This window comes from Streptomyces sp. NBC_00016, assembly GCF_045040885.1.
Classification (GTDB): Bacteria; Actinomycetota; Actinomycetes; order Streptomycetales; family Streptomycetaceae; genus Streptomyces; species Streptomyces coriariae.
The window spans coordinates 7,668,988-7,693,084 of the sequence record NZ_CP108304.1 but is presented as its reverse complement, the minus strand read 5'-3'; the positions used below and the strand labels follow the sequence as shown (position 1 = coordinate 7,693,084).

Below are 24,097 nucleotides of genomic sequence, written 5' to 3'. Positions count from 1 at the left end.
ATACCTAACGTTCGCCCTTGAACATCCCACCTGGGGGTCGGCGGTGGGTTGACGTTAGGTCCGTTCAAACGGTGTTAACAAGACGTTGACGTGCGAGCAATAAGCGCAAAACTCCAGGTCACAGCTTTGCTCAGCTCAGCGGGCCGTCACAGGGGCAAGTTCCACCGGTATGCCGTTGAGAACGGCGTTGCCCGAGAGCGGGTCCAGCAGGCTGCCGTCGAGGAGCTGGTTGACGTTGACGCCGGGGTCGGTGGCGGCATGGCTGAGACGGGTGCCGGGGCGGTCGTGGCCCCAGCCGTGCGGCAGGCTGACCACGCCCCGGCGCACGCCGTCGGTGACCTCGGCCGGTGCGGTCACCTCTCCCCCGGCGCCCTTCACCCGTACCGACGCGCCGTCCCGCACGCCGAGCCGTTCGGCGTCCTCGGGGTGGATGTGCAGGGTGCAGCGGTTGGTGCCGCCGGTGAGCGCGGGGACGTTGTGCATCCAGCTGTTGTTGGACCGCAGATGGCGCCGCCCGACCAGGACGAGTTCGTCGGGCCGTCGCTTCAGCCCCTCCCGCAGCCGCGGGAGATCGTCGACGATCGGCTGCGGCAGCAGTTCGATCCGCCCGCTGCGCGTCTTCAGCGGCTGGGGCAGGCGGGGGCGCAGCGGCCCGAGGTCGATGCCGTGCGGATGGGCGAGCAGCCGGGCGAGGCCGAGTCCGTCCGGGCGGGTGCCGAAGCCGTCGCCGTAGGGGCCGAGGCGCAGCATCATGTCGAGCCGTCGCTCGGGACCGGTCTCGCCGGTGAGCTGTGCCGCGAGCTCGTGCGGGTCGCGGCCGTGCACGGGCGAGTGCGGCTCCTTCACCGCCTTGCCGAGGGTCTGGCCGATGACCAGGTCGTCCACGGCGGACGGATCGGCGCCGTGCATGCCGGTGGCGGCCAGGGTCAGCCGGGCGAGGATCTCGGTCTCGGCCATCCGGCCGGGCTCGAGCGGGACGGCCGGGCGGCTGTAGCGGACCTGGTTGCGCACGGCGAGGGTGTTGAAGGCGAAGTCGTGGTGCGGGCTCTGCGAGGGCGGCGGCGGGGGCAGCACCACGTCGGCGTGGCGGGAGGTCTCGTTCAGGTAGGGGTCGACGCTGACCATGAAGTCGAGGGCGTCGAGCGCCTTGTCGAGCCGGTCGCCGTCCGGGGCGGACAGGACGGGGTTGGCGGCCACGGCGACGAGCGCGCGGATCGGCTCGCCCTCCGCCGTCGCGGTGTCGATCTCCTCGGCGAGCGCCGACAGCGGCAGCTCACCCTTGGCCTCCGGGTGCCGGCTCACCCGGGAGTGCCAGCGCGCGAGCCGGAAGCCGTGGCCGGGGCCGGCCGGCCGGGGTGTGCGGTCGGTTGCGGCCTGCGGGAAGAGGGCGCCGCCGGGCCGGTCCAGGTTGCCGGTGAGGATGTTGAGGATGTCGACGAGCCAGCTGGCGAGGGTGCCGTAGGGGACGGTGCAGCTGCCGATGCGGCCGTAGACGGCGGCGGTGGGCGCGGCGGCGAGTTCACGCGCCAGGGTGCGGATGAGCGAGGCGTCCACGTCACAGGCGGCGCTCACCGCTTCGGGGGTGAAGTCCTTCACCGCTTCGGCGAGTTCCTCGAGGCCCTCGAGGTGCGGGGCCGACTCGCCGGGATCCACCAGGAGTTCCTCGAAGAGCACCTGGGCCATCGCGGCGAGGAGCAGCGCGTCCGTGCCCGGCCGGATCGGGATGTGCCGGTCGGCGAGCTTCGCGGTGCGGGTGCGGCGCGGGTCGATGACGGTGAGGGTGCCGCCGCGGGCCTTGAGCGCCTTGAGCTTGCCGGGGAAGTCGGCGGCGGTGCACAGACTCCCGTTGGACTCCAGCGGGTTGGCGCCGATGAGCAGGAGATGGTCGGTGTGGTCCAGGTCCGGCACGGGGATCGCGTTGGCGTCGCCGTACAGCAGGCCGCTGGAGACGTGCTTGGGCATCTGGTCGACCGTGGAGGCGGTGAAGAGGCTGCGGGTGCCGAGGCCGGCGATCAGTACGGCCGGGTAGAGCGCGCCCGCCATGGTGTGCACGTTGGGGTTGCCGAGGACGACTCCGACGGAGTTCGCCCCGTACCGCTCGACGACCGGCCGGATCCCGGCGGCCACGGCGTCGAAGGCCTCCTCCCAGGTGGCTTCGCGCAGCTCGCCGTCCCGGCGCACCAAAGGTGTCCGCAGCCGGTCGGGGTCGCCGTCGACGGCACCGAAGGAGGCGCCCTTGGGGCAGATGAAGCCCTTGCTGAAGACGTCCTCCCGGTCGCCGCGGGCGCCGGTGACCTCCGTCCCCTCGATGGTGAGCGTCAGCCCGCAGGTGGCCTCGCACAACGGGCAGATTCGCAGGGCGGTGCGGGACACGGGTCCTCCTGGGGGCGGCGTTGCCATCTCCCGGCGAGCATACCGAGCGGTATGGCCGATGGGGAGGGGGCGGCCACGACCGTCAGTCCAGGGTCCGTGCCAGATACGCCCGCAGCAGCTCCCGCGTCTCGTCGATCACCTTCGGGTCGCCCTCCGGATCCACCCGGAAGGCCAGCTGGACGAGGGTGTCCGCGGTCTCCACGGCGATCAGGAAGGTGCGGCGCAGGTCGTCGTCGGGCTCGCGGACGAGATAGTCGGAGAGCAGGTCGGTGAGGCGGTCGGCGACCCGGTGGTTGGGTTCCGCGTGCCTGGCGCCGACCGGGATCTGGTTGCCGAAGTCGACGAGGGAGAACCCGGGAGCGGTGTGCTTCATGGCCAGGTACTCGTCGAGCACGGCGTCCATGGCGGCCCGCCAGTCGCCCCGGCGCGCGCCCTTCAGCCGCTCGGTGACGCGCTCGGAGTAGCGCTCGAGGTTGCGCTGCGCCAGCGCGTCGGCCATCTGCCGCTTGTTGCCGAAGAAGCGGTAGACGGAGCCGATGGGGACGCCGGCGCGCTCGGCGACGGCCCGGGTACTCAGGCCGTCGTAGCCGACCTCGTCCAGCAGGTCGGCGCAGGCGTCGAGGATTCTGGTCAGCCGTTCGGCGCTGCGCCGCTGCACGGGCGCACGACGGAGCGATGTCGCTTGGGGCACGGAGCTCATGATGCCTTTCCGTCGCGGCGGGGTGAACCTCACCCCTCGGTACGGAGAAAGATGCCTGATGCACTCAACGGGGGCCTGCCGGGGGAGGACGCTCAGGGCGAGGGCTCCGACGCCGTGATGTACGCCGTGCTCTCCACCGGCTTGCCGTCCACCGCCCACACCGTGCCGTCGTCCGCGCACAGCCGGGCGGTGACCTGGTGGGTGCCGTGCGGCAGGTAGCCGGCCGGGATGCGGTAGGACGGGGTGCGCAGGTCGGCGACCGGCTGGTCGTCCACGTAGAGCCGGGCGGCGCCCCGGCCGTGGGCCGCCCCCGCCTTCGCCGCGGTGGGCGTGAACCGGAAGTTCTCCACCTTCAGGCGGACGTCCCAGCTCCCGTCGGCCTCGGGCTCCACCTCGACACCGACCTCGGGTGCCCCCTTCTTCTCCACCTCGCGGTAGTGCCGCCCTTCGTCGTCCGTGTCCTTCAGGACCTTGCCCACCGGCGAGGGGGAGACCGACGCCGCGGTCGACGCGTCCCCCCGCTCGTGGGCGTCACTGGTGCCGCAGCCCGCGGATCCGGCCAGCAGCAGGACACAGACCGCGGGCACGGCGAGGCTTCCGCGCGTCCACGACATGCGGGGGAGCGTAGAACAACGGACCGACACGCGAATCCCCCTGGAGTCTGGTTCCGGCCGTCTTGATCGTCCTCCAGGAGGAGGACCGGCGCACCTCTTGCGCCGGGGAAATCGCAATCCTACGGTGATGCATAGGAATCAGCAGGCGCACCCGCGGGGCGCCGGAGGGAGCGATCATGAGCAGCGGGGACGCACGCAAGACGGCCGAGGGCCTGACCTATCTCTCCGGGTTCGGCAACGAGCACGCCTCCGAGGCCGTGCCGGGGGCCCTGCCCGACGGCCGGAACTCGCCGCAGCGCGCGCCTCTCGGCCTGTACGCGGAACAGCTCAGCGGTACGGCGTTCACCGAGCCGCGCGCCCACAACCGCCGCTCGTGGCTCTACCGGATCCGCCCCTCGGCCGCGCACCCGGCGTTCACCCGCGTCGACGACGGCGCGCTGCGCACCGGCCCCTTCACCGAGACCGTCCCCGATCCGAACCGGCTGCGCTGGGACCCCCTGCCCGAGTCGCCGGCCGGCACGGACCTGCTCGCCGGCCTGTGGACCCTCGGCGGCAACGGCGACGTCACCCAGCGCACCGGCATGGCCGTGCACCTGTACCACGCGAACGCCTCCATGGAACGCGTGTTCGGCGACGCCGACGGCGAGCTGCTGATCGTCCCCGAGCAGGGCGGACTGCTGCTGCGCACGGAGTTCGGGCAGCTGCACGCCGAGCCCGGCGAGGTGGCGCTGATCCCGCGCGGGGTCCGCTTCCGCGTCGACCTGCTGGACGCCTCCGCCCGCGGCTACGTCTGCGAGAACTACGGCGCCCCCTTCCGCCTCCCCGACCTCGGCCCGATCGGCGCCAACGGCCTCGCCAACCCCCGTGACTTCCGCGCGCCCGTCGCCGCGTACGAGGACGTCGAGGGCCCGGTGGAGGTGGTCAACAAGTACTGCGGCCACCTCTGGAGCGCGACGTACGACCACTCCCCGCTCGACGTGGTCGCCTGGCACGGCAACCACGTGCCGTACGTCTACGACCTGCGCCGCTTCAACGTCATCGGGACCATCTCCTACGACCACCCGGACCCGTCGATCTTCACGGTGCTGACCGCCCCGTCCGACACCCCCGGGCTGGCCGGCGTCGACTTCGTGGTCTTCGCCCCGCGCTGGCTGGTCGGCGAGGACACCTTCCGGCCGCCGTACTTCCACCGGAACGTGATGAGCGAGTACATGGGCCTGATCGAGGGCGCGTACGACGCCAAGACGGCCGGAAAGGGCGGCTTCGTGCCGGGCGGCGGTTCGCTGCACAACATGATGTCGGCGCACGGCCCGGACCGGGAGACCTTCGACCGGGCGAGCGTCGCCGAGCTGGGGCCGCAGAAGATCGACGACGGGCTGGCGTTCATGTTCGAGACCCGCTGGCCGATCGCCCTCACCCCCCACGCGACCCGGGCGGACCACCTCCAGCAGCGCTACGACGACGTCTGGCAGGGCCTCGAACGCCACTTCCGTCCGTCAGCCGGAACGTCCGACGGAACATTGCACTGAACGATGCCGACCGGTACGGATAGCCCGTGACCTCCTTCGCGCCGGACTCGATCGTCCTCACCCGAAAGCTGCCGCTCTGGTACCAGGTGTCGCAGTCGCTGCGCGCCTCGATACTCGGCCGCTCGCCGCAGGACCCGCTCCGACTGCCCACCGAGGAGCAGTTGGCGGGTCACTACGGGGTGAGCGTGCTGACCATGCGGCAGGCGCTGAAGGAGCTGGAGGACGAGGGGCTGATCAGCCGGCACCGCCGCCGGGGCACGTTCATCGAGCCGAGCGCCCGACGGGGCGCTCCGGTCCGGCTCCTCGGCTCGGTCGACGCGATCGTGGCCCAGCAGTCCGCCATGACGACACAACTCCTCGACCACGGCCGTACGTCCGTCCCCGCCGAGGTCGCCGAGCACTTCCCGGACCTGACCGAGGTGGCGACCTACCACCGGCTGAGGAGCGACGAGAACACGGGTGAGCCGACCAACCACGCCCGCAACTACGTCCGTCCCGAGATCGCCGCCCGGATCGACCCCGAGGACCTGGTCCGCCGGCCCATGACGAAGGTGCTGCGGGACCTCACGGGCGTGGACATCAGCCGGATCACGGACACGGTCGAGGCCCGGCTGGCGGACCCGGAGACCGCCCAGCTGCTCCGGGTCCCGCTGCTCAGCCCGATCCTGCACTACACGGGCGTCATCTACGACACCGGCGGACAGGTCCTCGACGTGGCCGTCATCCACTACCGGGGCGACCGTTTCTCCTTCACGGTCACCCTCGACGCGACGTGACCGGCCACGGGCGACCCGTCGTACGATGCCCAGCGTGACGCCCGACGACGCTCCGCCGCTGGCGGACCTCATGCCGTGGTCCGTCGCACCGCCGCGGCTCGGCCGGGGATGGCCGACGGACCCCGACCCGGCTTCCCTGAAAGCCCGCTGGGACGCCCTGGTGAAGACCGAGGGACCGGGCCGCGAGGCCCTGTTCGAGCCGACCCGCTCACGCACCCTGCACACGGCGGTCGGGCAACTGCCCGGGTACCTCGGCGGCACCGAGAGACTCGTCCGCGCCTCGGGCCCCTGCCCCGAGCCGGTGCGGGTGCTGACCGGGCCCTTCGACGAGCACTGGCTCATCCCCGACCACCGGCTGATCGACGCGGCCCGCCCTGAGCTGTGGCGGGTGGCCGACGAGCACCAGGTCTTCGTGGTGGAGACGCCGTCCCCGCCGGGCCCGCCGCTGCTCGCGACCGCCCTGATCCCGCTGGCGCGCCCCGGCCGGATCCGCCCGCTGTACCGGCGCCCCGGCGGTGTGGAACCCAACCTGGCGCCGGGCCTGCTGGAGCACCTCGGCCACTCCCCCGATCCGGTGGACTTCCTGGCCTGGACCCTGACCGCCGTCCGCCCCGATCTCACCGTCCCGCTCACCCGGGACCCCGGGCTCTGGGCCCGGGGTGTGGAACTGGGCCGCCGCGCCCTGTGGCTGCTCCGCCGCGACGGCGACCGCCCCCGGCTCCCGGGCGGCCGCCGCCCCTACGTCCGCGCCCCGCTGCCCAGCCGGCCCCTGACGCTGCACTACGACCGCGACGAGGAGACCCTGCACCTCGACGGCGGCCGTGTCTCCCCGGTCCCGCCCGCGGCCTGGGACTTCACGGCGGGCGGGGTCCGCGTCCTGGAGCAGTGGTTCGCGGCCCGGACGGCGGAGCCCGGGCCGGGCACCCTGGCCGCGATCCGCCCGACGACCTGGCCGCAGGCCTGGACCTCCGAACTCCTCGAACTGATCACGGTGTTGGCGCTGTTCGCGGAAGCGCGCGCCCGGCAGGAGGAGTTGACGGTGCCGGACACGATCACCGCCAAGGAGCTGCGCGCGGCGGGCGTCCTGCCGGTCCCGGACCGGGTCCGGCACCCGGCGACGGTCCTCGACCACCACGAGGAGGGCCCGGAGGGCCAGTTCGCCCTGATCTAGCATCCACCCCATGGACCAGAGCCCCCCGCCGCTGCCGCCGCCCCTGGAGGGCCTGACCGTCGTCGCCGTCGAGCAGGCGGTCGCGGCCCCGTTCGCCACCCGCCAGCTCGCCGATCTCGGCGCCCGGGTGATCAAGGTCGAGCGGATCGACGGCGGTGACTTCGCCCGCGGCTACGACACGGCCGCCGCCGGCCTCGCCTCGCACTTCGTGTGGTGCAACCGGGGCAAGGAGTCCATCGCGCTGGACCTCAAGGACCCACGCGGCCTGGACGTCGTACGGCGGCTGATCGCCGACGCCGACGTGTTCGTGCAGAACCTCGCGCAGGGGGCGGCGGCCCGGCTGGGTCTGGACGCGGCCACCCTGTGCGCGGCGCATCCGCGGCTGGTCGCCGTCGACATCTCCGGATACGGCGCGAGCGGGCCGTACGCGGACAAGCGGGCGTACGACATGCTCGTGCAGTGCGAGGCGGGGCTGGTGTCGGTGACCGGGACGCCCGAGCAGCCGGTGAAGGCGGGGATCCCGGCGGCGGACATCGCCGCGGCCATGTACGCCTTCTCCGGCGTGCTGGCGGCGCTGGTGCGGCGCGGCACGACCGGGCGGGGCGGTCCGGTGGAGGTGTCGATGCTGGAGGCGCTCGCGGAGTGGATGGGGCATCCGCTGCACCACACGATGCACGGCGGCGCCGCCCCGGCCCGCACCGGACTCGCGCACGCGGTGATCGCGCCCTACGACGCCTACCCCACCGCCGACGGCGGGCGGGTGCTGCTGTCCGTGCAGAACGACCGGGAGTGGCGACGGCTGGCCGAACAGGTCCTCGGCCGACCCGACGCGGCCACGGATCCCGCGTACGCGACGAACGCGGCACGGGTGGTGAACCGGGAGCGTACGGACGCGCTGGTGGCCGGAGCGCTGGGCGCCCTGCACGCCGACGAGGCGCTCGCACGGCTGGAGGGCGCGGGCATCGCCTGCGCACGCCTGAGGGATCTGCACGAGCTGGCGGAGCATCCGCAGCTGGCGGCCCGTGAGCGGTGGCGGGAGGTGGGGACGCCGGTCGGACCGCTGCGGGCACTGCTGCCCCCGATCACGCTGCCGGGCGGGGCGGAGGCACGAATGGGAGACGTGCCCGCGCTCGGGGAGCACACCGAAGCGCTGCTGCGTGCCGTGGGGATGACGGACGAGGAGATCGCAGCGCTGCGCCGGGACGGTGTGGCCGCCTGAGCGCGGGACTCAGTACGTGAGGACGCGCCGGCCGGTCAGTGCTTGTTGCCTCCGAACAGTGACCGCCGCAGTCGGCGCAGCGGCGCGAAGAGCGAGACGCGGCTCACCCGTGCCCGCGCCGTCTTGGGGCCGTGGCCACGCGCGGGTTCACGCGCGGTCAGCTCCCGCATGAGCGAGGTCGCCTCGAGCGTCTCGCGCTGCGGTATGGCGGGGCCCGCCAGCACCGAGAGATGGCGGTCGAGGCGCGAACTGGTCGCACTGCTCCCGCAGGTGATCGCAGGGACCCGCGCCCTGCTGTGCATCGTTATCTGTTCCATGTCACTCCCCACCCGTACGAGTCCACCCGGCCCGGGCAGGGTAACCCTATCGCCCCGTCGAGGCACACGTGTATCGAGCTCACAGGATTCACCTTCCCCGTAAGGGGGTTGACGACGCCTCTCCGATCACTCTCCGAATCCAACCGATTTCAGGGTGAGTTGGACAACTGGCTGTGTAGTGGGCTGTGGTGATCCCCCGTCGGGCTCGACGGTCACAGCGAGTGATGTCGCGACCTTGTCGAGGCCGGTGGCGACCAAGGGCGTGTCGCCGTCGAAGAGCCCGAGGGAGCGCGGTTGCGCGTCGGGGCGCATGAGCCACAGCTGATGCACCTGTCCGGTGGGCAGCTCGCCGTATCCGCTCAGGGTGACGATCGCCTCCCCCTCCCCGGCGGAGGCGATCACTCCGATACTGCGGCCCTGCGCGTCCTTCCCGGTGCTCGCCCGCGCGTCGGGAGCTGCGAGAACGTGGGCGATCTCACGCGCACGGTCGCGCTCGGCGTTCAGTTCGTCCTGGGCGCGGCCCGCCTGCACGGCGAAGAGCGAGGCGACGACGAGGGCCGCCGCGGCGGTGGCCGTGGCGAACGGCACGAACAGCGGGCGGCGCGCGCGGGGCGCACGGGAGCGTCCCGGCGGCGGCTGCGTGCCCCAGACGTGCGGCGGCAGTTGGGGCGCGCGCTCCCTCGCCGGGGCGCGGGAGGACTCCTGCGGCGTTCTCTGCACGGCCGCCAGCACCCGGCTGCGCATGTGGGCCGGTGGCTGCGCGGCCTGGGACCAGGCGAGCCGGACGGCGTCCTCGGCCAGCGCCCGCACCTCGGCGGCGCAGCGGTCGCAGCCCGTCAGATGCTTCTCGAAGCGGCGGCGTTCGTCGGGTTCGAGGGCGTCGAGCGCGTAGGGGGCGGCCAGCGAGTGCAGGTCCTCGCGGCGGAACAGGCCGAGCACACTCATGCGGCACCTCCCAGGCAGTCGCGCAGCCGCGTGAGTCCGTCACGCATCCGGGTCTTCACCGTGCCCAGCGGCAGCGACAGCCGGTCGGCCACTTCACGGTACGTGTAGCCGTCGTAGTAGGCGAGGGTGACGGACTGACGCTGGAGCGCCGTCAGCCGGTCGAGGCAGCGGCGGACCAACTGGCGTTCCAGGCCCGCCTCGACCTCCTCGGCCACCTGGTCGAAGGCCGGGTCGTGATAGCGCGACGCCTCGCGCTGCTCACGGTCCACGGCCGCACGGGCGCTGCGCACCCGGTCGACGGCGCGGCGGTGCGCGAGGGTGAGGATCCAGGAGAGGGCGCTGCCGCGGTTCGGGTCGAACCGGCCGGCCGAGCGCCAGGCCTCCAGGAGCACCTCCTGGGCGACCTCCTCCGACTGCGCGGGATCCCTGACGACCCGGCGTACGAGCCCGAACACCGGCCCCGACACCAGTCCGTAGAGCTGTTCGAATGCGCGCTGGTCGCCCCCAGCCACGAGCACCAGTAGCTCGTCCGCCTCCATGCGGTCCCCCTCCCTGCGGCCACCACACCCGGGCCGCCCCGTCACACCAGGCATTCGCAACGAACACACCTCCGGATGGGGGGTACGTATCGAAGCGCCGAAAACGCGGGTGAGCAGGAAAGAAAAAGTTTTTGGGATTCGACCAATCCGAACCCACCCCCCGCTCCGTATCACTGTCCGTCAGGCAACTTGGCACAGAGGACGGACGGCATGACAGCTTTCTCCAGGAGCGGCAACGGACGCAGGAGCGTCGCGACCCTCGTCTGCGGTGCGTTGGCCGCCGGGGGGCTCGCAGCCGCCGGCGTGGCCACGCTGGTGCCGGGGGCGGCCTACGCCTCCAGCCACCGCGAGGCCCCCCTCATCTCGGGCACCCCGCAGTACGACAACACCGACGTGTACGCCTTCGTCAGCCCGGACCACCCGGACACGACGACGATCGTCGCGAACTGGATCCCCTTCGAGGAGCCGGCCGGCGGTCCCAACTTCTTCCCGTTCGCCGAGGACGCCCAGTACGACCTGCACATCGACAACAACGGTGACGCGAAGGAGGATCTGACCTTCCGCTACACCTTCAAGACGCATGTGAAGAACAAGAAGACGTTCCTCTACAACACGGGTGTCGTCGAGAGCCTGGACGACGCCGACCTGAACATCACGCAGACGTACGACCTCGAACTGATCAAGTCGAAGAAGGGGAAGGTCGAGCACGAGACGAAGATCGCGGACGACGTGCCGGTGGCACCGTCGAACGTGGGCAAGGCCTCGATGCCGCACTACTCGAAGCTGCGCGACCAGGCGATCTACAAGCTCTCCAGCGGCGCCAAGACCTTCGCGGGCCAGGCCGACGACCCGTTCTTCCTCGATCTGCGCGTCTTCGACCTGCTGTACGGCGGTGACCTCTCCGAGGTCGGCAACGACACGCTCAAGGGCTACAACGTCAACTCGATCGCGCTTCAGGTCCCGAACGACATGATCGCCGAGTCGGAGCACCAGCCGATCGTCGGCATCTGGTCGACGACCCAGCGCGAGAACGCCCAGGGCCACTACTCGCAGGTCTCGCGGCTCGGCATGCCGCTGGTCAACGAGGTCGTCAACCCGATCAAGGACAAGGACAAGTTCAACGCGTCCGAGCCGAAGGACGACGGCCAGTTCCTGAAGAACGTCACCAACCCCGAGCTGCCCAAGCTCATAGAGGCGATCTACAAGATCAAGGCGCCGGCCGAGCCGCGCAACGACCTCGTCGACGTGTTCCTCAAGGGTGTCAAGGGCCTCAACCAGCCGCCGTACGTGACGCCGTCGGAGGAGCTGCGCCTCAACACCTCGATCAAGCCGACCGCCAGCCCCAAGCGGCTCGGTGTCCTCGACGGTGACAACGCGGGCTTCCCGAACGGCCGTCGCCTCACCGACGACGTGATCGACGCCTCGCTCCAGGTCGTCGAGGGTGAGCTGGTCGGTTCCAAGAACGACCTGGGCGACGCGGTCGACAAGAACGACAAGTCCTTCGAGAAGTACTTCCCGTACGTGGCCCTGCCCACCGAGGGCTCGCGCGGCGCGACCGCCAAGACCGACGCGGCCACCCGCAGCCAGCTCGGTGACGCCCTCACGGGCTCCGACAGCAACACCACGCTGATCGCGTCCTCCGCGGGCGCCGGCGCGGCGGGCATCCTCCTCATCGGCGGCGGGCTGATGTGGTGGCGAGGCCGGCGGCGGGCCTACTAGGCCCTCCTCCCGAGCAGGGCCCACCGGGCCCTCCTCCCGAGCGGGCCGGGGAGAATCCTGCGCTCCCCGGCCCGCCTCACAGACTGGCGCGGCCCGCGTACTCATCCCCCACGGCGCGGGCCGCGCCACCCCTGTGCAAGCAGGCTGAACGACCCCAGGCGACCTAGGAGAGGGCATGTCCCCGCGGACGAACGACGGCGAACCGGAGCCCACCCGACCGGCCTCCGCCCGACCGGTACCGGCCTCCGGTACACCGGTTTCCGGCGCACCGGCCTCCGGCGGACCGCTCGCGAACCCCGGCCGACCGGCGCCGTACCCCGGCCCGGGCCCGGCCTCCGAGGAAGCCTCCTCAGACGCGAGGACCGCGGCAGAGGCGAAGTCCGGGGACCCGGCGGAAGCCGCCCCCCGGGCCGAAGCTCTCGCCGTCACCCATGCCGAAGCCGGGGCGGGTTCTGACGCCGAGGCCGGTGCCGACACCGAGGCCGGTACGGACACCGTGGCCGGTACGGACGCCGACGCCGGTGTCGATGCCGAGGCCGGGACGCAGGCCGACGGCGATGCGGGTGCCGATGCCCAGGTCGGCCACGGCACCCAGGACCACGGCGCCGGTGATCGCGACGCCGATGACCGCAGCGCCGATGACCACAGCGCCGGCGATCACGGCACCGGCACCGGTGGCGAACTCGCCGTCGGTGGCGATGAGCGTGTCGCCGCGGTGCGGCGGGCGGGGGCCGCCGGGCGTCGGTGGCGGGCCGCTCAACTCAGCGCCTGTGCCGCCATGCTGGCCGTGGCGCTCACCGCCGGGGCGATCGCGCTCGGGGCGGTGCGGGACGGACAGAACGTGCCCGTGTCGACCGCCGCGGCGGTCTCCCCCGGGCTGCTGGCCAGTGGCGACCTCGACTCGAGCATCACCGCGCTCCAGGCCCATCTCCGCTCGCAGCCAAGGGACTTCGGCGGCTGGGCCACCCTCGGGCTCGCCTACGTCGAGCAGGCCCGCACCAAGGGCGACCCCTCCCGCTACCCGCAGGCCGAGCAGGCCCTGAAGCGCTCCCTCTCGCTGCGCTCCGACAACGACCAGGCGCTCGCCGGCCGGGCCGCCCTCGCCGCCGCCCGGCACGACTTCGCGAACGCCCTGGACCTGGCCGACCAGGCGCTGAAGCAGAACCCCTACAGCGAGCGCGCCCTGTGCTCCCGCATCGACGCCCTCGTCGAACTCGGCCGCTACGACGACGCCGAGGAGGCCGCGAAGACGGCCGACGAACGGCGGCCGGGCGTACCGGTGTTCACCCGCTACGCGTACGTGCACGAACTGCGCGGCGACGTCACCACCGCCCGCCGGGTCCTGGAACGGGCGCTCGCCGCGTCGACCTCACCCGGCGACATCGCCTACGTGGCCGCCCAGCTCGGTCAACTCGCCTGGAACCAGGGCGACTACGCCACCGCTCTCACCCACTACGCCCGCGCGCTCGCCGCCGACGAGAACTACCTCCCCGCGCTGGAGGGCCGTGCCCGCGCCCAGGCGGCGAGCGGCCGACAGGCCGAGGCCGTCAAGGGGCTGGAGCTCATCGTCGCCCGCTATCCGCTCCCCGGACCGCTGGTGGAGCTCGGCGAGCTGTACGAGGCCCGGGGCGGCGAGGGCGACGCGGCGAAGGCCGAGAACCAGTACCTCCTCGTCGACGCGTGGACGGCCATCGCCCGCGCCAACGGCGTCAACGCCGACCTCGACACCGCGCTCGCCGCGGCCGACCACGGCGACCGGGCGACGGCCCTGCGCGCGGCCCGCGCCGACTGGTCCCGCCGGCACACCGTGCACACGGCGGACGCGCTCGCCTGGGCCCTGCACGTCAACGGCAAGGACGCCGAGGCCCTCCCCTACGCCCGGCAGGCCGCGGCCACCGGCTACCGCAACGCGTCCTTCCTCTACCACCGCGGGGTGATCGAGAAGGCCACAGGACACCCCGCCGACGCCCGTACCCACCTCACCGCCGCCCTGAAGCTGAACCCCGGCTTCTCACCGCTGGGCGCCCGCGAGGCCCGTACGGCACTCAAGACGCTGGAGGCGAGCAAGTGATTTCCCGTCGTCTGCTCGCTTCCTGCGCGGCCGTGTTCACGGCCGGCTGCGCGCTCGCGCTGGTCCCTTCCGCCAACGCGAGCGCGCACCCCCTCGGCAACTTCACCGTCAACCGCTACGACGGTCTCGTCGCCGCCCCCGGACAGCTCCGCGTCGACCACGTCGAGGACCTCGCCGAGATCCCGGCGACCCAGGCGAAGCCGGACATCGAACGGCTCGGGATGACCGAGTGGGCCCGGCAGCGCTGTGCGAGCGCCGCGGCCGGCAGCGGGCTGACCGTGGACGGCCGCGCCGTGACCCTCACGGCGGGCGCCGGCAAGGCGGTCGTACGGCCCGGTCAGGCGGGGCTCGACACCCTGCGCGTGGAGTGCAGGCTGACGGCTCCGCTGCCCGCCGTGTCCGGCGAGGACACCCTCACCCTCACCTTCCACAGCGAGGGCGCCTCCTCCGGGCCCGGCTGGCGCGAGATCACCGCGCGCGGCGACCGTATGACGCTCGCCGACTCCGACGTGGCGAAGAAGTCGGTGTCGTCGGAACTCACCAGTTATCCGAAGGAGTTGCTCTCCTCGCCCGCCGACACCTCGACCGCCTCGGTGCGGGTGCGGCCCGGTGGCGCGGCCCTGGTCGAGGAGGGCCGGGACGCGCCGGCCGCGTCCGTGCTGCCGCGGGGCGCCGACCGCTGGACGCGGGCCCTGGACGACCTGGTCGCCCGGCAGGACCTCACCGTCGGCTTCGCCGCGCTGGCCCTGGTGATCGCCGTCGGCCTCGGCGCGATGCACGCGGTCGCCCCGGGGCACGGCAAGACCATCATGGCCGCGACGGCCGCCGCGCGGGGCGGCAGGGCCCGGATGAAGGACGTCCTTCCCCTGGCCGCCTCCGTCACCGTCACCCACACCCTGGGCGTCGTCGCCCTCGGCCTCCTCGTCACCGCCGGTTCGGCCGCGGCGCCTTCGGTGATCGCCTGGCTGGGCCTGGCCAGCGGCGCGCTGGTGCTCTTCGCGGGCGCGACCCTCGCCCGACGGGCCTGGCGCGGCCGGGGCCCCGACGGCCCCCACGGACACACCCACCCACACCCCCACCCCCACCCCCACGGCGACGACCCCCACACCCACGAGCCCGCGAAGGCCCCCTCGCGTCAACTCGCCCTCGTCGGCGCCCCCACCCCGCACACCCATGCCCATCACGACCCCGGGCACGATCACGGACACCGTCACGACCACGGTCACGACAGCGACGGCGACCGCCACCACGAACACGACCAGGCCCACGACCACGGTCACGAGCACGAGCACGGTCGCCCCCACACGCACACCCACGGCGGCCACACCCACACCCACGCCGTCGCCCCCACGCTCCGCGGCACGCTCCTCCTCGGCTTCGCCGGCGGCATGGTCCCCAGTCCGTCCGCCGTGGTCGTACTGGTCGGCGCGGCGGCGCTCGGGCACGCCTGGTTCGGGCTGCTGCTCGTCGTCGCGTACGGCGTCGGGCTCGCGCTGACCCTGACCGCCGCCGGGTTCGCCGTCGTCAGGCTGGGCGCGGGCGCGACCCGTCTGCTGGACCGGCAGCCGCGCTGGACGACCCACCCGGTCGTGACGCTGGCCCGCCGCAACCTGCCCCTGTGGTCCGCGTTCCTCGTCGTCGCCCTCGGCGCCGGACTGGTGTTCAGGGGGGCCGCATCCGTACTCGGCTGAGCTACGTTTGTGGGGTTGCGGAGGTTTTCGCCCGGATACGAAGAGCGAAATGGGGGCGCGGTGTCCGAAGAACCGGGCAGTGAACGTCTGATCGCGGGCCGCTACCGCCTGCTGACCCCGCTGGGCGAGGGCGGCATGGGCACGGTGTGGCGGGCCCGTGACGAAGTGCTGCACCGCGAGGTCGCCGTCAAGGAGGTGCGTGCACCGCACGGACTGGCGGCCTCGGACGTCGAGCGGATGTACGCACGGCTGGAGCGCGAGGCCTGGGCCGCGGCCCGGGTCGCGAACCGGAACGTCGTCACGGTGTACGACGTGGCCACGCAGGACGGGCGGCCGTGGATCGTCATGGAGATCGTGCGCGGGATCTCCCTCGCCGAGCTGCTGGACGCCGAAGGGCCGCTCGAACCGGCCCGGGCCGCGCACATCGGGGCCGAGGTGCTGTCCGCGCTGCGGGCCGCGCACGACGCCGGAGTGCTGCACCGGGACGTGAAGCCGGCGAACGTGCTGATGTCGAACGACGGCCGGGTCGTGCTCACCGACTTCGGTATCGCGACCGTCGAGGGCACCTCCGCGCTGACGATGACCGGCGAGGTCATCGGCTCACCCGAGTTCCTCGCGCCGGAGCGGGCGCTGGGGCGCACCCCGGGGCCCGAGTCGGACCTGTGGTCGCTGGGCGTGCTGCTGTACGCGGCGGTGGAGGGCAACTCGCCCTTCCGCCACGACACTCCGCTGAGCACCCTGCGCGCGATCGTCGACGAGGAGCTGCCGCCGCCGCACCGGGCCGGGCCGCTCGCCCCCGTGATCGAGGGCCTGCTGCGCAAGGACCCGGCCGAGCGGCTGCCGGCCGACCGGGCCGAGCAGGACCTGCGGCTCGTCGCGGCGGGCGGTACCCCTCGCGGCGGCGACACGCTCCGTTCGACGCCACCGGCGCCGTTCGCGCCGTATCCGCCGACGGTCTCGACCCCGGCCGAGCCGTTCCGGCAGGAGCCGCCGTCCCCGACCCCGCCCCGGTCCTGGTCGGCCGCCCCGGCGACGACGGCCGACTCGGCGCAGCCGCACCGGAGCCGGCGTGCCGGTGTGGTCCTCGTGACCGGTGTGGTGGTGCTGGCGCTGGCCGTCGCCGGGCTGACGTACGGGCTGCTGAACCGCGACGACGGCGGCGGCGACGCCGACGGTGGCGGGGTCACCAACAGCGCGACGGATGTGGTGAGTTCGCCTGCGACGCAGCCGGAGAAGAGCGAGGAGGCCAGCGAGTCGCCGAGCCCGAGTCCGAGCGAGAGCGAGAGTTCCGAGGCCCCGGCGCAGACCGTCTCGGTCACCGTCGCCGGCGCGCACACGGACTACTCGGGCAGCTGTCCGCCGCCGGACGGGGACGCGCCCGCCTTCACCGCGACGATCACCGTGGGGCGGCTGCCCGCGACGGTGTCCTACCGCTGGGTGACGAAGGACGGTGAGCTCTCCGGGCAGACCTGGAAGACGCTGGACTTCGCGTCCGGCGGTGGGAAGTCCAAGCAGGACCAGGTGATCGTGTCGACGTACGCCGAGAGCGGGACGTATCAGAACTCGATCGCCGTCGAGGTCCGTGATCCGGTGAAGACGACGTCCAACTCGGTGCCGTTCTCGGTCACCTGCGAGACGGAGACCCCGACGGACGGGGCCTCCCCCTCACCTTCTGCCTCGGAGTGACGGAACTGATGGAACTGATGGAACTGATGGAGCTGAGGAACTGAGGAGCTGAGGAGCCGACGGATCAGGCGGCGCTGTTCAGGACCGGCAGGTAGCCACCCGACTGGCCGGACGCGGTCGGGTGGTACGACTCACCGATGTTCAGCCAGTTGAGGCTGTGCAGCCAGGAGCTGCCGGAGCAGATCTCGTGGCCGGCGAACGGGGTGCGGACGTCGCCGAAGACGAAGCCGTGGGCCGCGGCGCGTCTGGCGGTCGCGGCGTCCAGGTAGTCGGCCGCGTTGTTGATGGCGGAGCGCTTGGTCTCGGACAGGCCCAGGCAGACCGTGCCGAGCTTGTAGAAGCGGGGGTAGCCGATGACGACGACGCGCGCGTTGGGTGCCTTGGCGCGGATCGAGGAGTAGACGGTGTCGAGCTTGCCGGGCAGCGTCGAGTCGACGTAGGCCCTGGCCGTGTTGATGCGGGACAGACAGGTGCTGTCGGAGCCGGTGACGCAGGTCGTCATGACGTCGGCGAAGCCCGCGTCGTTGCCGCCGGCGGTGATGGAGACCAGGCCGGTCGAGGAGTTCAGGCCGCCGAGCTGACTCGCCAGAACTTCATCCGTTCGCGCGCCGGAACAAGCCGCGAAGGTGAACGACGAGGGGGCGTGGGCGGCGTTCCAGAGGTACGGATACGCCTTGGTGCTGCGCTTGCAGTTGCCGCTGGAGCTGATGTAGCTGCCCGCGCCGACACCGGAGGAGTAGGAGTCCCCCAGCGCCACATAGCCACCTGTGGCGGCGAGTTGGGCGCCCTGCGCCGAGGCCGCCCCGGTGAGGGCGGTGCCGAGGGCGAGGAGGAGTGAGCTCACGAATACGACAAGTCGGGAACGTCTCATGGAACCTCCCTTAGCAGGATCTCTGCCACAACGTTCGTAGCAACTACGCGTGTTGACGGGAAGTGTCCATGCCAAGACTTTCTGGCACCTAACGGGATCGTTCACACCCCTTTGTGGGGCTGATGTTGCGTGGTCATGTCAAGGTTGTTGACAGCCCCTCAACTCCCTTGTTCTACGCACGTAGACGGCTGAAGCTTTACCTCAGCCGCGAACGGAACGCGACGTTCGAGGCCGTGTGCGCGACCGCGCGCACTCCCCCACAGCCGTGCGCCCGCCCCAGGCGCGGGCTGCCTAGAGGAGGACTCCCTCGTAATGGCACAACTGCGTAGCAACAAGGCCCGCATCACCGCCGCCGCCACCGTGGCGGCCGCCGCCCTCGTCGGCGGGCTCACCGCCCTCCCCGCCCAGGCCGCACCGGCCGAGGGCAAGGTCCTCGCGGCCGGCTCCCCCACCGCCGTCAAGGACAGCTACATCGTCACCCTGAAGTCGCAGGCGGGCTTCAAGGCGTCCTCGGCCACCGGCAAGAACCTCGTCAAGGGCTACGGCGGCACCGTCGGGAAGACGTTCGGCTCCGCGCTGAACGGCTACACCGCCACCCTCTCCGCCACCGAGGCGAGGAGACTCGCCGCGGACCCGGCGGTCGCCACCGTCGAGCAGAACCAGACCGTCCGGGTGAGCGACACGACGCAGTCGAGCGCCCCCTGGGGCCTGGACCGCGTCGACCAGACCTCGCTCCCGCTGTCCGGCACGTACACCTACCCGGACACCGCCGGCAGCGGCGTCACCGCGTACGTCATCGACACCGGCGTCCGCATCACCCACTCCCAGATCAGCGGCCGGGCCTCCTACGGCTACGACGCCGTCGACGGCGACACCACCGCCTCCGACGGCAACGGTCACGGCACCCACGTGGCCACGACGATCGCGGGCTCCACCTACGGCGTCGCCAAGAAGGCGAAGATCGTGGCGGTGCGGGTGCTCGACAACGCCGGTTCCGGCACCACGGCGGGCGTCATCGCGGGCATCGACTGGGTCACGAACAACCACTCGGGCCCCTCGGTCGCCAACCTCTCGCTCGGCGGCGGCGCGTCCACCACGCTGGACACCGCGGTGCGCAACTCCATCGCCAGCGGTGTCACCTACGCGGTGGCGGCGGGCAACAGCAGCGCCAACGCCTCCTCGTACTCGCCGGCCCGTGTCACCCAGGCCATCACCGTCGGCGCCACCACCAGCACCGACGCCAGGGCCAGCTACTCCAACTACGGCTCGGTGCTGGACATCTTCGCCCCCGGCTCCTCCATCACCGCCGGCTGGTACACCAGCGACACCGCCACGAACACCATCTCCGGTACGTCGATGGCGACCCCGCACGTCGCGGGCGCGGCCGCGGTCTACCTGGCGGGCCACACCTCGGCCACCCCGGCCCAGGTGGCCACGGCCCTGGTGAACGGCGCGACCTCGAACGTGGTCACCAGCCCGGGCACCGGCTCACCGAACAAGCTCCTCAAGATCGTCCCGTGACCCCTGCGGTACGTGCGGCACTGATCTGAACCACCGTTCCCCGGAGGCCTCCGCGGCCCCCGGGGAACACTTTTGTTCGCTCCCGTGACCGTTCCTGTGCCGGTTCCTTTCGAGGGGACGCATCATTCTGTAACGGTCAAACGAACAAAAAGGTAAGTGAGCCGCCAAGGGCTTGCCATCCGGGCGTAATCATCAATACCGTCATACATCTCACTCGCATCGGACCGTCGGCAACGGCTCCAGGGGAGGGCTCAGGGACCGCGGCGGTATCGGGGCGGGAGCGCGGTAGGGGGGTGCCGTGCTCGGTGACCGCACTGGTGACCGGGCCGTGCCGCGCGATGTCGGCTGCCGTCCTTCGACGGTGGCCGGTCAGTTCTGCCAGCTCACCCGTGTCTGCGCGGAGATCACTCCGCCGTGGGTGAGAAACCCCCCTTTCGAACCGGACGTGGATTCCGGGCCGCCCAGGGGCGGGCGGCCCACCGGACGAGAGGGACCAGACGCATGAGTTCCGTTCTGCAACCGGCGACACCGGGCCAGGATCTCGAAAGCCCGTCGACCGTCGGCAAGTACCGGCCCATCTCCTCTCACCTGGCCATCGCGCCACCGGTGAGCGTGGTCATCCCCGCGATGAACGAGGCCGAGAACCTTCCGTACGTGTTCAAGACCCTGCCGGACTGGATCCACGAGGTGGTCCTGGTCGACGGCAACTCCACCGACGACACCGTGCAGGTCGCGCGGGGTCTGTGGCCGGGCGTCAAGGTCGTCGGACAACAGGGCCGCGGCAAGGGCGACGCCCTGATCACCGGCTTCGAGGCGTGCAGCGGTGACATCATCGTGATGGTCGACGCGGACGGCTCGGCCGACGGCAACGAGATCGTGTCGTACGTCTCCGCCCTCGTCTCCGGCGCCGACTTCGCCAAGGGCTCCCGCTTCGCCAACGGCGGCGGCACCGACGACATGACCTTCATCCGCCGGCTCGGCAACGGGGTCCTGTGCGCCATCGTCAACCGCAAGTTCGGCGCCCGCTACACCGACCTGTGCTACGGCTACAACGCGTTCTGGCGGCACTGCCTGGACAAGATCGAACTGGACTGCACCGGCTTCGAGGTCGAGACCCTGATGAACATCCGGGTCGTCAAGGCCGGGCTGAAGGTGCAGGAGATCCCCAGCCACGAGTACCTGCGCATCCACGGCGTCAGCAATCTGCGCGCCGTCCGCGACGGTCTGCGCGTGCTGCGGGTGATCCTCAAGGAGCGGTCCAACCGGCGGGCGCTGCGCCGGCTGGTCCGCCGCTCGCCGATGCTCGACTCGGGCCGGGGAGAGGCGTCTTGAGCACGATCGACGTCTCGGTCGTCATCTGTGTGTACACCGAGGACCGCTGGGAGGACATCCTCGCGGCGGTCGCCTCGGTGCGGGCGCAGACCCACCCGGCCCTGGAGACCCTGGTCGTCGTCGACCACAACCCGACGCTCCTGGACCGGCTGAGGAGCGAGTACAAGGAGACCGGCGGGGTGCGGGTGCTGCCCAACGCGGGCCCGCGCGGTCTGTCGGCCGGCCGCAACACCGGAATCGCCGTCTCCCGGGGCGAGGTCGTCGCCTTCCTCGACGACGACGCCGTCGCCGAGCGGGACTGGCTGCGCCGGTTCGCCGACCCGTACTCCGATCCCCGGGTCCTGGCCGTGGGCGGCCGGGCGGTGCCCGTCTGGTCCTCCGGCCGGCGGCCCGACTGGTTCCCCGAGGAGTTCGACTGGGTGGTGGGCTGCTCCTACCGGGGCCTGCCGCCCGGCCGGGTCCGGGTGCGCAACATCCTCGGCGGGAACGCCTCCTTCCGGCGTACCGCGTTCGACTTCGTGGGCGGCTTCGCCACCGGCATCGGACGCGACGGCAGCAAACGGCCGATGGGCGGCGAGGAGACGGATCTGTGCATCCGGCTCAGCCGCGCGAGACCCGATGCGATCCTGCTGATGGACGACCGCGCGGTGATCCACCACAAGGTGCCCGAGGCGCGCGAGCACTTCGGGTACTTCCGCACGCGCACCTACGCCGAGGGCCTGTCCAAGGCGCTCGTCGCGCGCAGCGTCGGCGTCGACAAGGGGCTGGAGTCCGAACGCCGGTACGCCACCCGGGTGTTGCCGGCCGGTGTGGTCCGCGGACTGCGCGACCAGTTGCTGGCCCGGCCCGGCGGGGCCCGGCGGGCGGCCGCGATCGTCGCCGGGGTGCTGACGGCGGCCGGCGGGTACCTCGTCGGCAGCGTGCGGGCGCGGCGGGCGGGAACGACGTTCACCGTGGTGCCGATCCCGGTGGACCAGGTGGAGCGGGCCGCATGACGGGGGCGGGCGTACCGATCCTCATGTACCACGCGGTGGCCGCCGACCCGAACGCCGCCACCCGCACCCTCTCGGTCACGCCCGAGGCGTTCGCCGAACAGATGGCGGTGCTCGCGGAGCGGGGTCTGACCCCGCTCACCACCGCCGATCTGGCGGCCCGTTGGCGGTCCGGCCGGCCGCTGCCGGGCCGCCCGGTCCTGATCACCTTCGACGACGGCTACGAGGGCGTGCACCGGCACGCCCTCCCGGCACTGGCCGAGCACGGCTTCCCGGCCACCCTGTTCGTCACCACCGGCTGGGTCCGGGGCGCCCACGACACCGGGGGCGGCCTGGACACCATGCTGGACTGGCGACAGGTGCGCGCACTGGCGGACGGCGGCGTCGAGATCGGCGGCCACAGCCACACCCATCCGCAGCTCGACCAGCTCGACGACGCCCGGCTGCGCGCCGAGCTGACCCGCTGCCGGGACATCGTCGCCGGTGAGCTGGGCGCCCCGCCCGTGTCGTTCGCCTACCCGTACGGCTACTCCAGCCGCCGGGTGCGCACGGCGGTACGCGGACACGGGTTCGCCCAGGCGCTCGCGGTGGGCAACTCCCTCGCCCACCGCGCCCAGGGGCCGTACGCCCTGCGGCGGGTGACGGTACGGCGCACCACGGACGCCGAGGAGTTCGAACGGCTGGTCGACGGCCGGGCCATCGGCCGGACGTTCGCGAGGGACCGGGCGCTCACCAAGGGGTACGCCGTGGTGCGGCGGACCCGCCGGCTCCGGCGACCGGGCTGAGGGGTGGCCCCGGCCGATCCCGTCGGGGCCGCGCACACCCGGCGGGACCGGTTCCCGGCATCCGGCCCGCCCGACACACCGGGCGCACCTCGCGCACTGCGGAAACCGGGTGCGGACGACGCTCTTGTGCCGGATCATGGCGGCATGTCCGTACCCCCGCACGACGCACTGCCGATCCGGCTCAACGTCGACGACTCCGACTCCCCGTCCGATGTCGTCGACGCGCTGTTCCTCGGCCGCTTCGCGACGGGCGAGCAGCCGTACTCGCACGCGGTGAACATCGACCGCGTGCGCTCCGGCGCGACCCTGCTGCCGCCGCACGCCCGCGTGCTGCGGGTCGCCCGGGACGAGGACCGCAGCGCCACCCTGGCCGAGGGCGACGGCTGGACCCTGCTGGTCTCCCGCTGGAACCGCGGGGCCGACGTCACGGTCACCGCGACCACCGCCGAACTGGCCGCGCAGGTGCTCGACCAGGCCACCGACGGTGCGGCGGACGAACCCGAGCCTCAGCCGGAGAACGTGACCATGGGCTTCTGGTACGTCTCGCCGCGGCGCGGACCGCACCGCACCACCCGGCAGATCTCCGCGGGCACCTGGGACGAGGTGCGCCCCAACTACACGGCGCCCGTCGCCGAGGCGATGGACCACCTGATGGGGACGACCCCGCAGGACATCGCCGGCCGGCTGCTCCTGCTGCACGGCCCGCCCGGCACCGGCAAGACCTCGGCGCTGCGCACGCTGGCCCGCTCCTGGCGGGAGTGGTGCCAGGTCGACTGCGTCCTGGACCCCGAGCGGCTCTTCTCCGACGTCGGCTATCTGATGGACATCGCGATCGGCGAGGAGGACGCCGCCGGCAAGGGCCGCTGGCGGCTGCTCCTCCTGGAGGACTGCGACGAACTGATCCGCGGCGAGGCCAAGCACACCGCGGGCCAGGCCCTGTCCCGGCTGCTGAACCTCACCGACGGCCTGCTCGGCCAGGGCCGCAACGTCCTGGTCGGGGTCACGACCAACGAGGACCTGGAGCGCCTGCACCCCGCCGTCGTCCGTCCCGGCCGCTGTCTGGCCCGCATCGAGGTCGGTGGGCTGACCCGCCGGGAGGCCGTGGACTGGCTCGGTACGGAGGAGGGGGTCGGCCGCGAGGGCGCGACGCTGGCCGAGCTGTACGCCCTGCGCCGGGGCACCTCCCCGACCTCGCTGCCGGAACCCCGGGGGCGGTCGGACGCGGGACTGTACCTGTAGGTGTTCT

20 protein-coding genes are annotated in these 24,097 nt (G+C 72.3%); 13 read left to right on the top strand and 7 right to left on the bottom strand.

Annotation, left to right across the window (positions count from 1 at the left end; translation table 11 throughout):
* Positions 1-135: 135 nt before the first annotated feature.
* The 3 genes from OG933_RS34025 to OG933_RS34015 all read right to left on the bottom strand — a co-directional run bounded on the left by OG933_RS34025 (position 136) and on the right by OG933_RS34015 (position 3,687).
* On the bottom strand, positions 136-2,373 hold the full coding sequence (locus OG933_RS34025) for a molybdopterin oxidoreductase family protein (protein WP_405630673.1): 2,238 nt from the start codon (positions 2,371-2,373) through the stop codon (positions 136-138).
* A gap of 82 nt (positions 2,374-2,455) precedes the next feature.
* Entirely contained in the window at positions 2,456-3,073 is a 618-nt protein-coding gene (locus OG933_RS34020) for a TetR/AcrR family transcriptional regulator (RefSeq protein ID WP_028806592.1), read from the bottom strand.
* A gap of 92 nt (positions 3,074-3,165) precedes the next feature.
* Positions 3,166-3,687, bottom strand: coding sequence for a hypothetical protein (locus tag OG933_RS34015; protein ID WP_362528370.1), 522 nt, complete (start codon positions 3,685-3,687; stop codon positions 3,166-3,168).
* A gap of 176 nt (positions 3,688-3,863) precedes the next feature.
* Here OG933_RS34015 and hmgA point away from each other — a divergent pair, with 176 nt between their 5' ends.
* The 4 genes from hmgA to OG933_RS33995 are packed head-to-tail and all read left to right on the top strand — an operon-like array spanning position 3,864 to position 8,382.
* On the top strand, positions 3,864-5,216 hold the full coding sequence (gene hmgA, locus OG933_RS34010; protein WP_405630672.1) for a homogentisate 1,2-dioxygenase: 1,353 nt from the start codon (positions 3,864-3,866) through the stop codon (positions 5,214-5,216).
* Positions 5,217-5,242: 26 nt separating this feature from the next.
* Positions 5,243-5,992 carry a GntR family transcriptional regulator gene (locus OG933_RS34005; RefSeq protein ID WP_362528365.1) on the top strand — a complete coding sequence of 250 codons (750 nt, stop codon included), beginning with the start codon at positions 5,243-5,245 and terminating at the stop codon, positions 5,990-5,992.
* A 25-nt stretch (positions 5,993-6,017) separates the two neighbouring features.
* The gene (locus OG933_RS34000) at positions 6,018-7,163 is read left to right on the top strand and encodes a type ISP restriction/modification enzyme (RefSeq protein ID WP_362528363.1); all 1,146 of its coding nucleotides are present in this window, start codon (positions 6,018-6,020) and stop codon (positions 7,161-7,163) included.
* A 10-nt stretch (positions 7,164-7,173) separates the two neighbouring features.
* On the top strand, positions 7,174-8,382 hold the full coding sequence (locus tag OG933_RS33995; RefSeq protein WP_405630669.1) for a CaiB/BaiF CoA transferase family protein: 1,209 nt from the start codon (positions 7,174-7,176) through the stop codon (positions 8,380-8,382).
* Positions 8,383-8,417: 35 nt separating this feature from the next.
* On the opposite strand, the gene OG933_RS33990 is transcribed toward OG933_RS33995, so the two are convergent.
* The 3 genes from OG933_RS33990 to OG933_RS33980 all read right to left on the bottom strand — a co-directional run bounded on the left by OG933_RS33990 (position 8,418) and on the right by OG933_RS33980 (position 10,183).
* Positions 8,418-8,699 (bottom strand): hypothetical protein, encoded by a 282-nt coding sequence (locus OG933_RS33990; protein WP_078615612.1) that lies wholly within the window; start codon positions 8,697-8,699, stop codon positions 8,418-8,420.
* Positions 8,700-8,825: 126 nt separating this feature from the next.
* Positions 8,826-9,644, bottom strand: a complete 819-nt coding sequence (locus OG933_RS33985; RefSeq protein ID WP_362528357.1) for an anti-sigma factor — start codon at positions 9,642-9,644, stop codon at positions 8,826-8,828.
* A complete protein-coding gene (locus OG933_RS33980; protein ID WP_054239311.1) occupies positions 9,641-10,183 on the bottom strand; it encodes a sigma-70 family RNA polymerase sigma factor in 543 nt (180 codons plus the stop codon). The genes OG933_RS33985 and OG933_RS33980 overlap by 4 nt, the downstream gene beginning before the upstream one ends.
* A 210-nt stretch (positions 10,184-10,393) precedes the next feature.
* Here OG933_RS33980 and OG933_RS33975 point away from each other — a divergent pair, with 210 nt between their 5' ends.
* From OG933_RS33975 to OG933_RS33960, 4 genes are all read left to right on the top strand, one after another.
* Positions 10,394-11,902 carry a DUF4331 domain-containing protein gene (locus OG933_RS33975; RefSeq protein ID WP_362528355.1) on the top strand — a complete coding sequence of 503 codons (1,509 nt, stop codon included), beginning with the start codon at positions 10,394-10,396 and terminating at the stop codon, positions 11,900-11,902.
* 175 nt (positions 11,903-12,077) lie between these two features.
* Positions 12,078-13,973 (top strand): tetratricopeptide repeat protein, encoded by a 1,896-nt coding sequence (locus OG933_RS33970; RefSeq protein ID WP_405630668.1) that lies wholly within the window; start codon positions 12,078-12,080, stop codon positions 13,971-13,973.
* Complete coding sequence (locus OG933_RS33965) at positions 13,970-15,664, top strand: nickel transporter (protein WP_405630665.1); 1,695 nt, start codon at positions 13,970-13,972, stop codon at positions 15,662-15,664. Before OG933_RS33970 ends, OG933_RS33965 begins: the two co-directional genes overlap by 4 nt.
* A gap of 60 nt (positions 15,665-15,724) precedes the next feature.
* Positions 15,725-17,350 (top strand): serine/threonine-protein kinase, encoded by a 1,626-nt coding sequence (locus OG933_RS33960; protein WP_405630662.1) that lies wholly within the window; start codon positions 15,725-15,727, stop codon positions 17,348-17,350.
* A gap of 64 nt (positions 17,351-17,414) precedes the next feature.
* Here the strand turns inward: OG933_RS33960 and OG933_RS33955 are convergent, their stop codons facing one another.
* Entirely contained in the window at positions 17,415-18,221 is an 807-nt protein-coding gene (locus OG933_RS33955) for an SGNH/GDSL hydrolase family protein (RefSeq protein WP_362528345.1), read from the bottom strand.
* 312 nt (positions 18,222-18,533) lie between these two features.
* On the opposite strand from OG933_RS33955, the gene OG933_RS33950 reads away from it, so the two are divergent.
* The 5 genes from OG933_RS33950 to OG933_RS33930 all read left to right on the top strand — a co-directional run bounded on the left by OG933_RS33950 (position 18,534) and on the right by OG933_RS33930 (position 24,090).
* Positions 18,534-19,742: a S8 family peptidase gene (locus OG933_RS33950; protein WP_020128214.1), complete on the top strand. Its 1,209-nt coding sequence runs from the start codon at positions 18,534-18,536 to the stop codon at positions 19,740-19,742.
* Positions 19,743-20,243: 501 nt separating this feature from the next.
* Positions 20,244-21,074 carry a glycosyltransferase family 2 protein gene (locus OG933_RS33945; RefSeq protein ID WP_327182206.1) on the top strand — a complete coding sequence of 277 codons (831 nt, stop codon included), beginning with the start codon at positions 20,244-20,246 and terminating at the stop codon, positions 21,072-21,074.
* Complete coding sequence (locus tag OG933_RS33940; RefSeq protein WP_405630659.1) at positions 21,071-22,069, top strand: glycosyltransferase family 2 protein; 999 nt, start codon at positions 21,071-21,073, stop codon at positions 22,067-22,069. Before OG933_RS33945 ends, OG933_RS33940 begins: the two co-directional genes overlap by 4 nt.
* The gene (locus tag OG933_RS33935) at positions 22,066-22,851 is read left to right on the top strand and encodes a polysaccharide deacetylase family protein (RefSeq protein WP_362528340.1); all 786 of its coding nucleotides are present in this window, start codon (positions 22,066-22,068) and stop codon (positions 22,849-22,851) included. Before OG933_RS33940 ends, OG933_RS33935 begins: the two co-directional genes overlap by 4 nt.
* A 144-nt stretch (positions 22,852-22,995) precedes the next feature.
* Complete coding sequence (locus tag OG933_RS33930) at positions 22,996-24,090, top strand: DUF5925 domain-containing protein (protein ID WP_362528337.1); 1,095 nt, start codon at positions 22,996-22,998, stop codon at positions 24,088-24,090.
* Positions 24,091-24,097 lie beyond the last annotated feature (7 nt).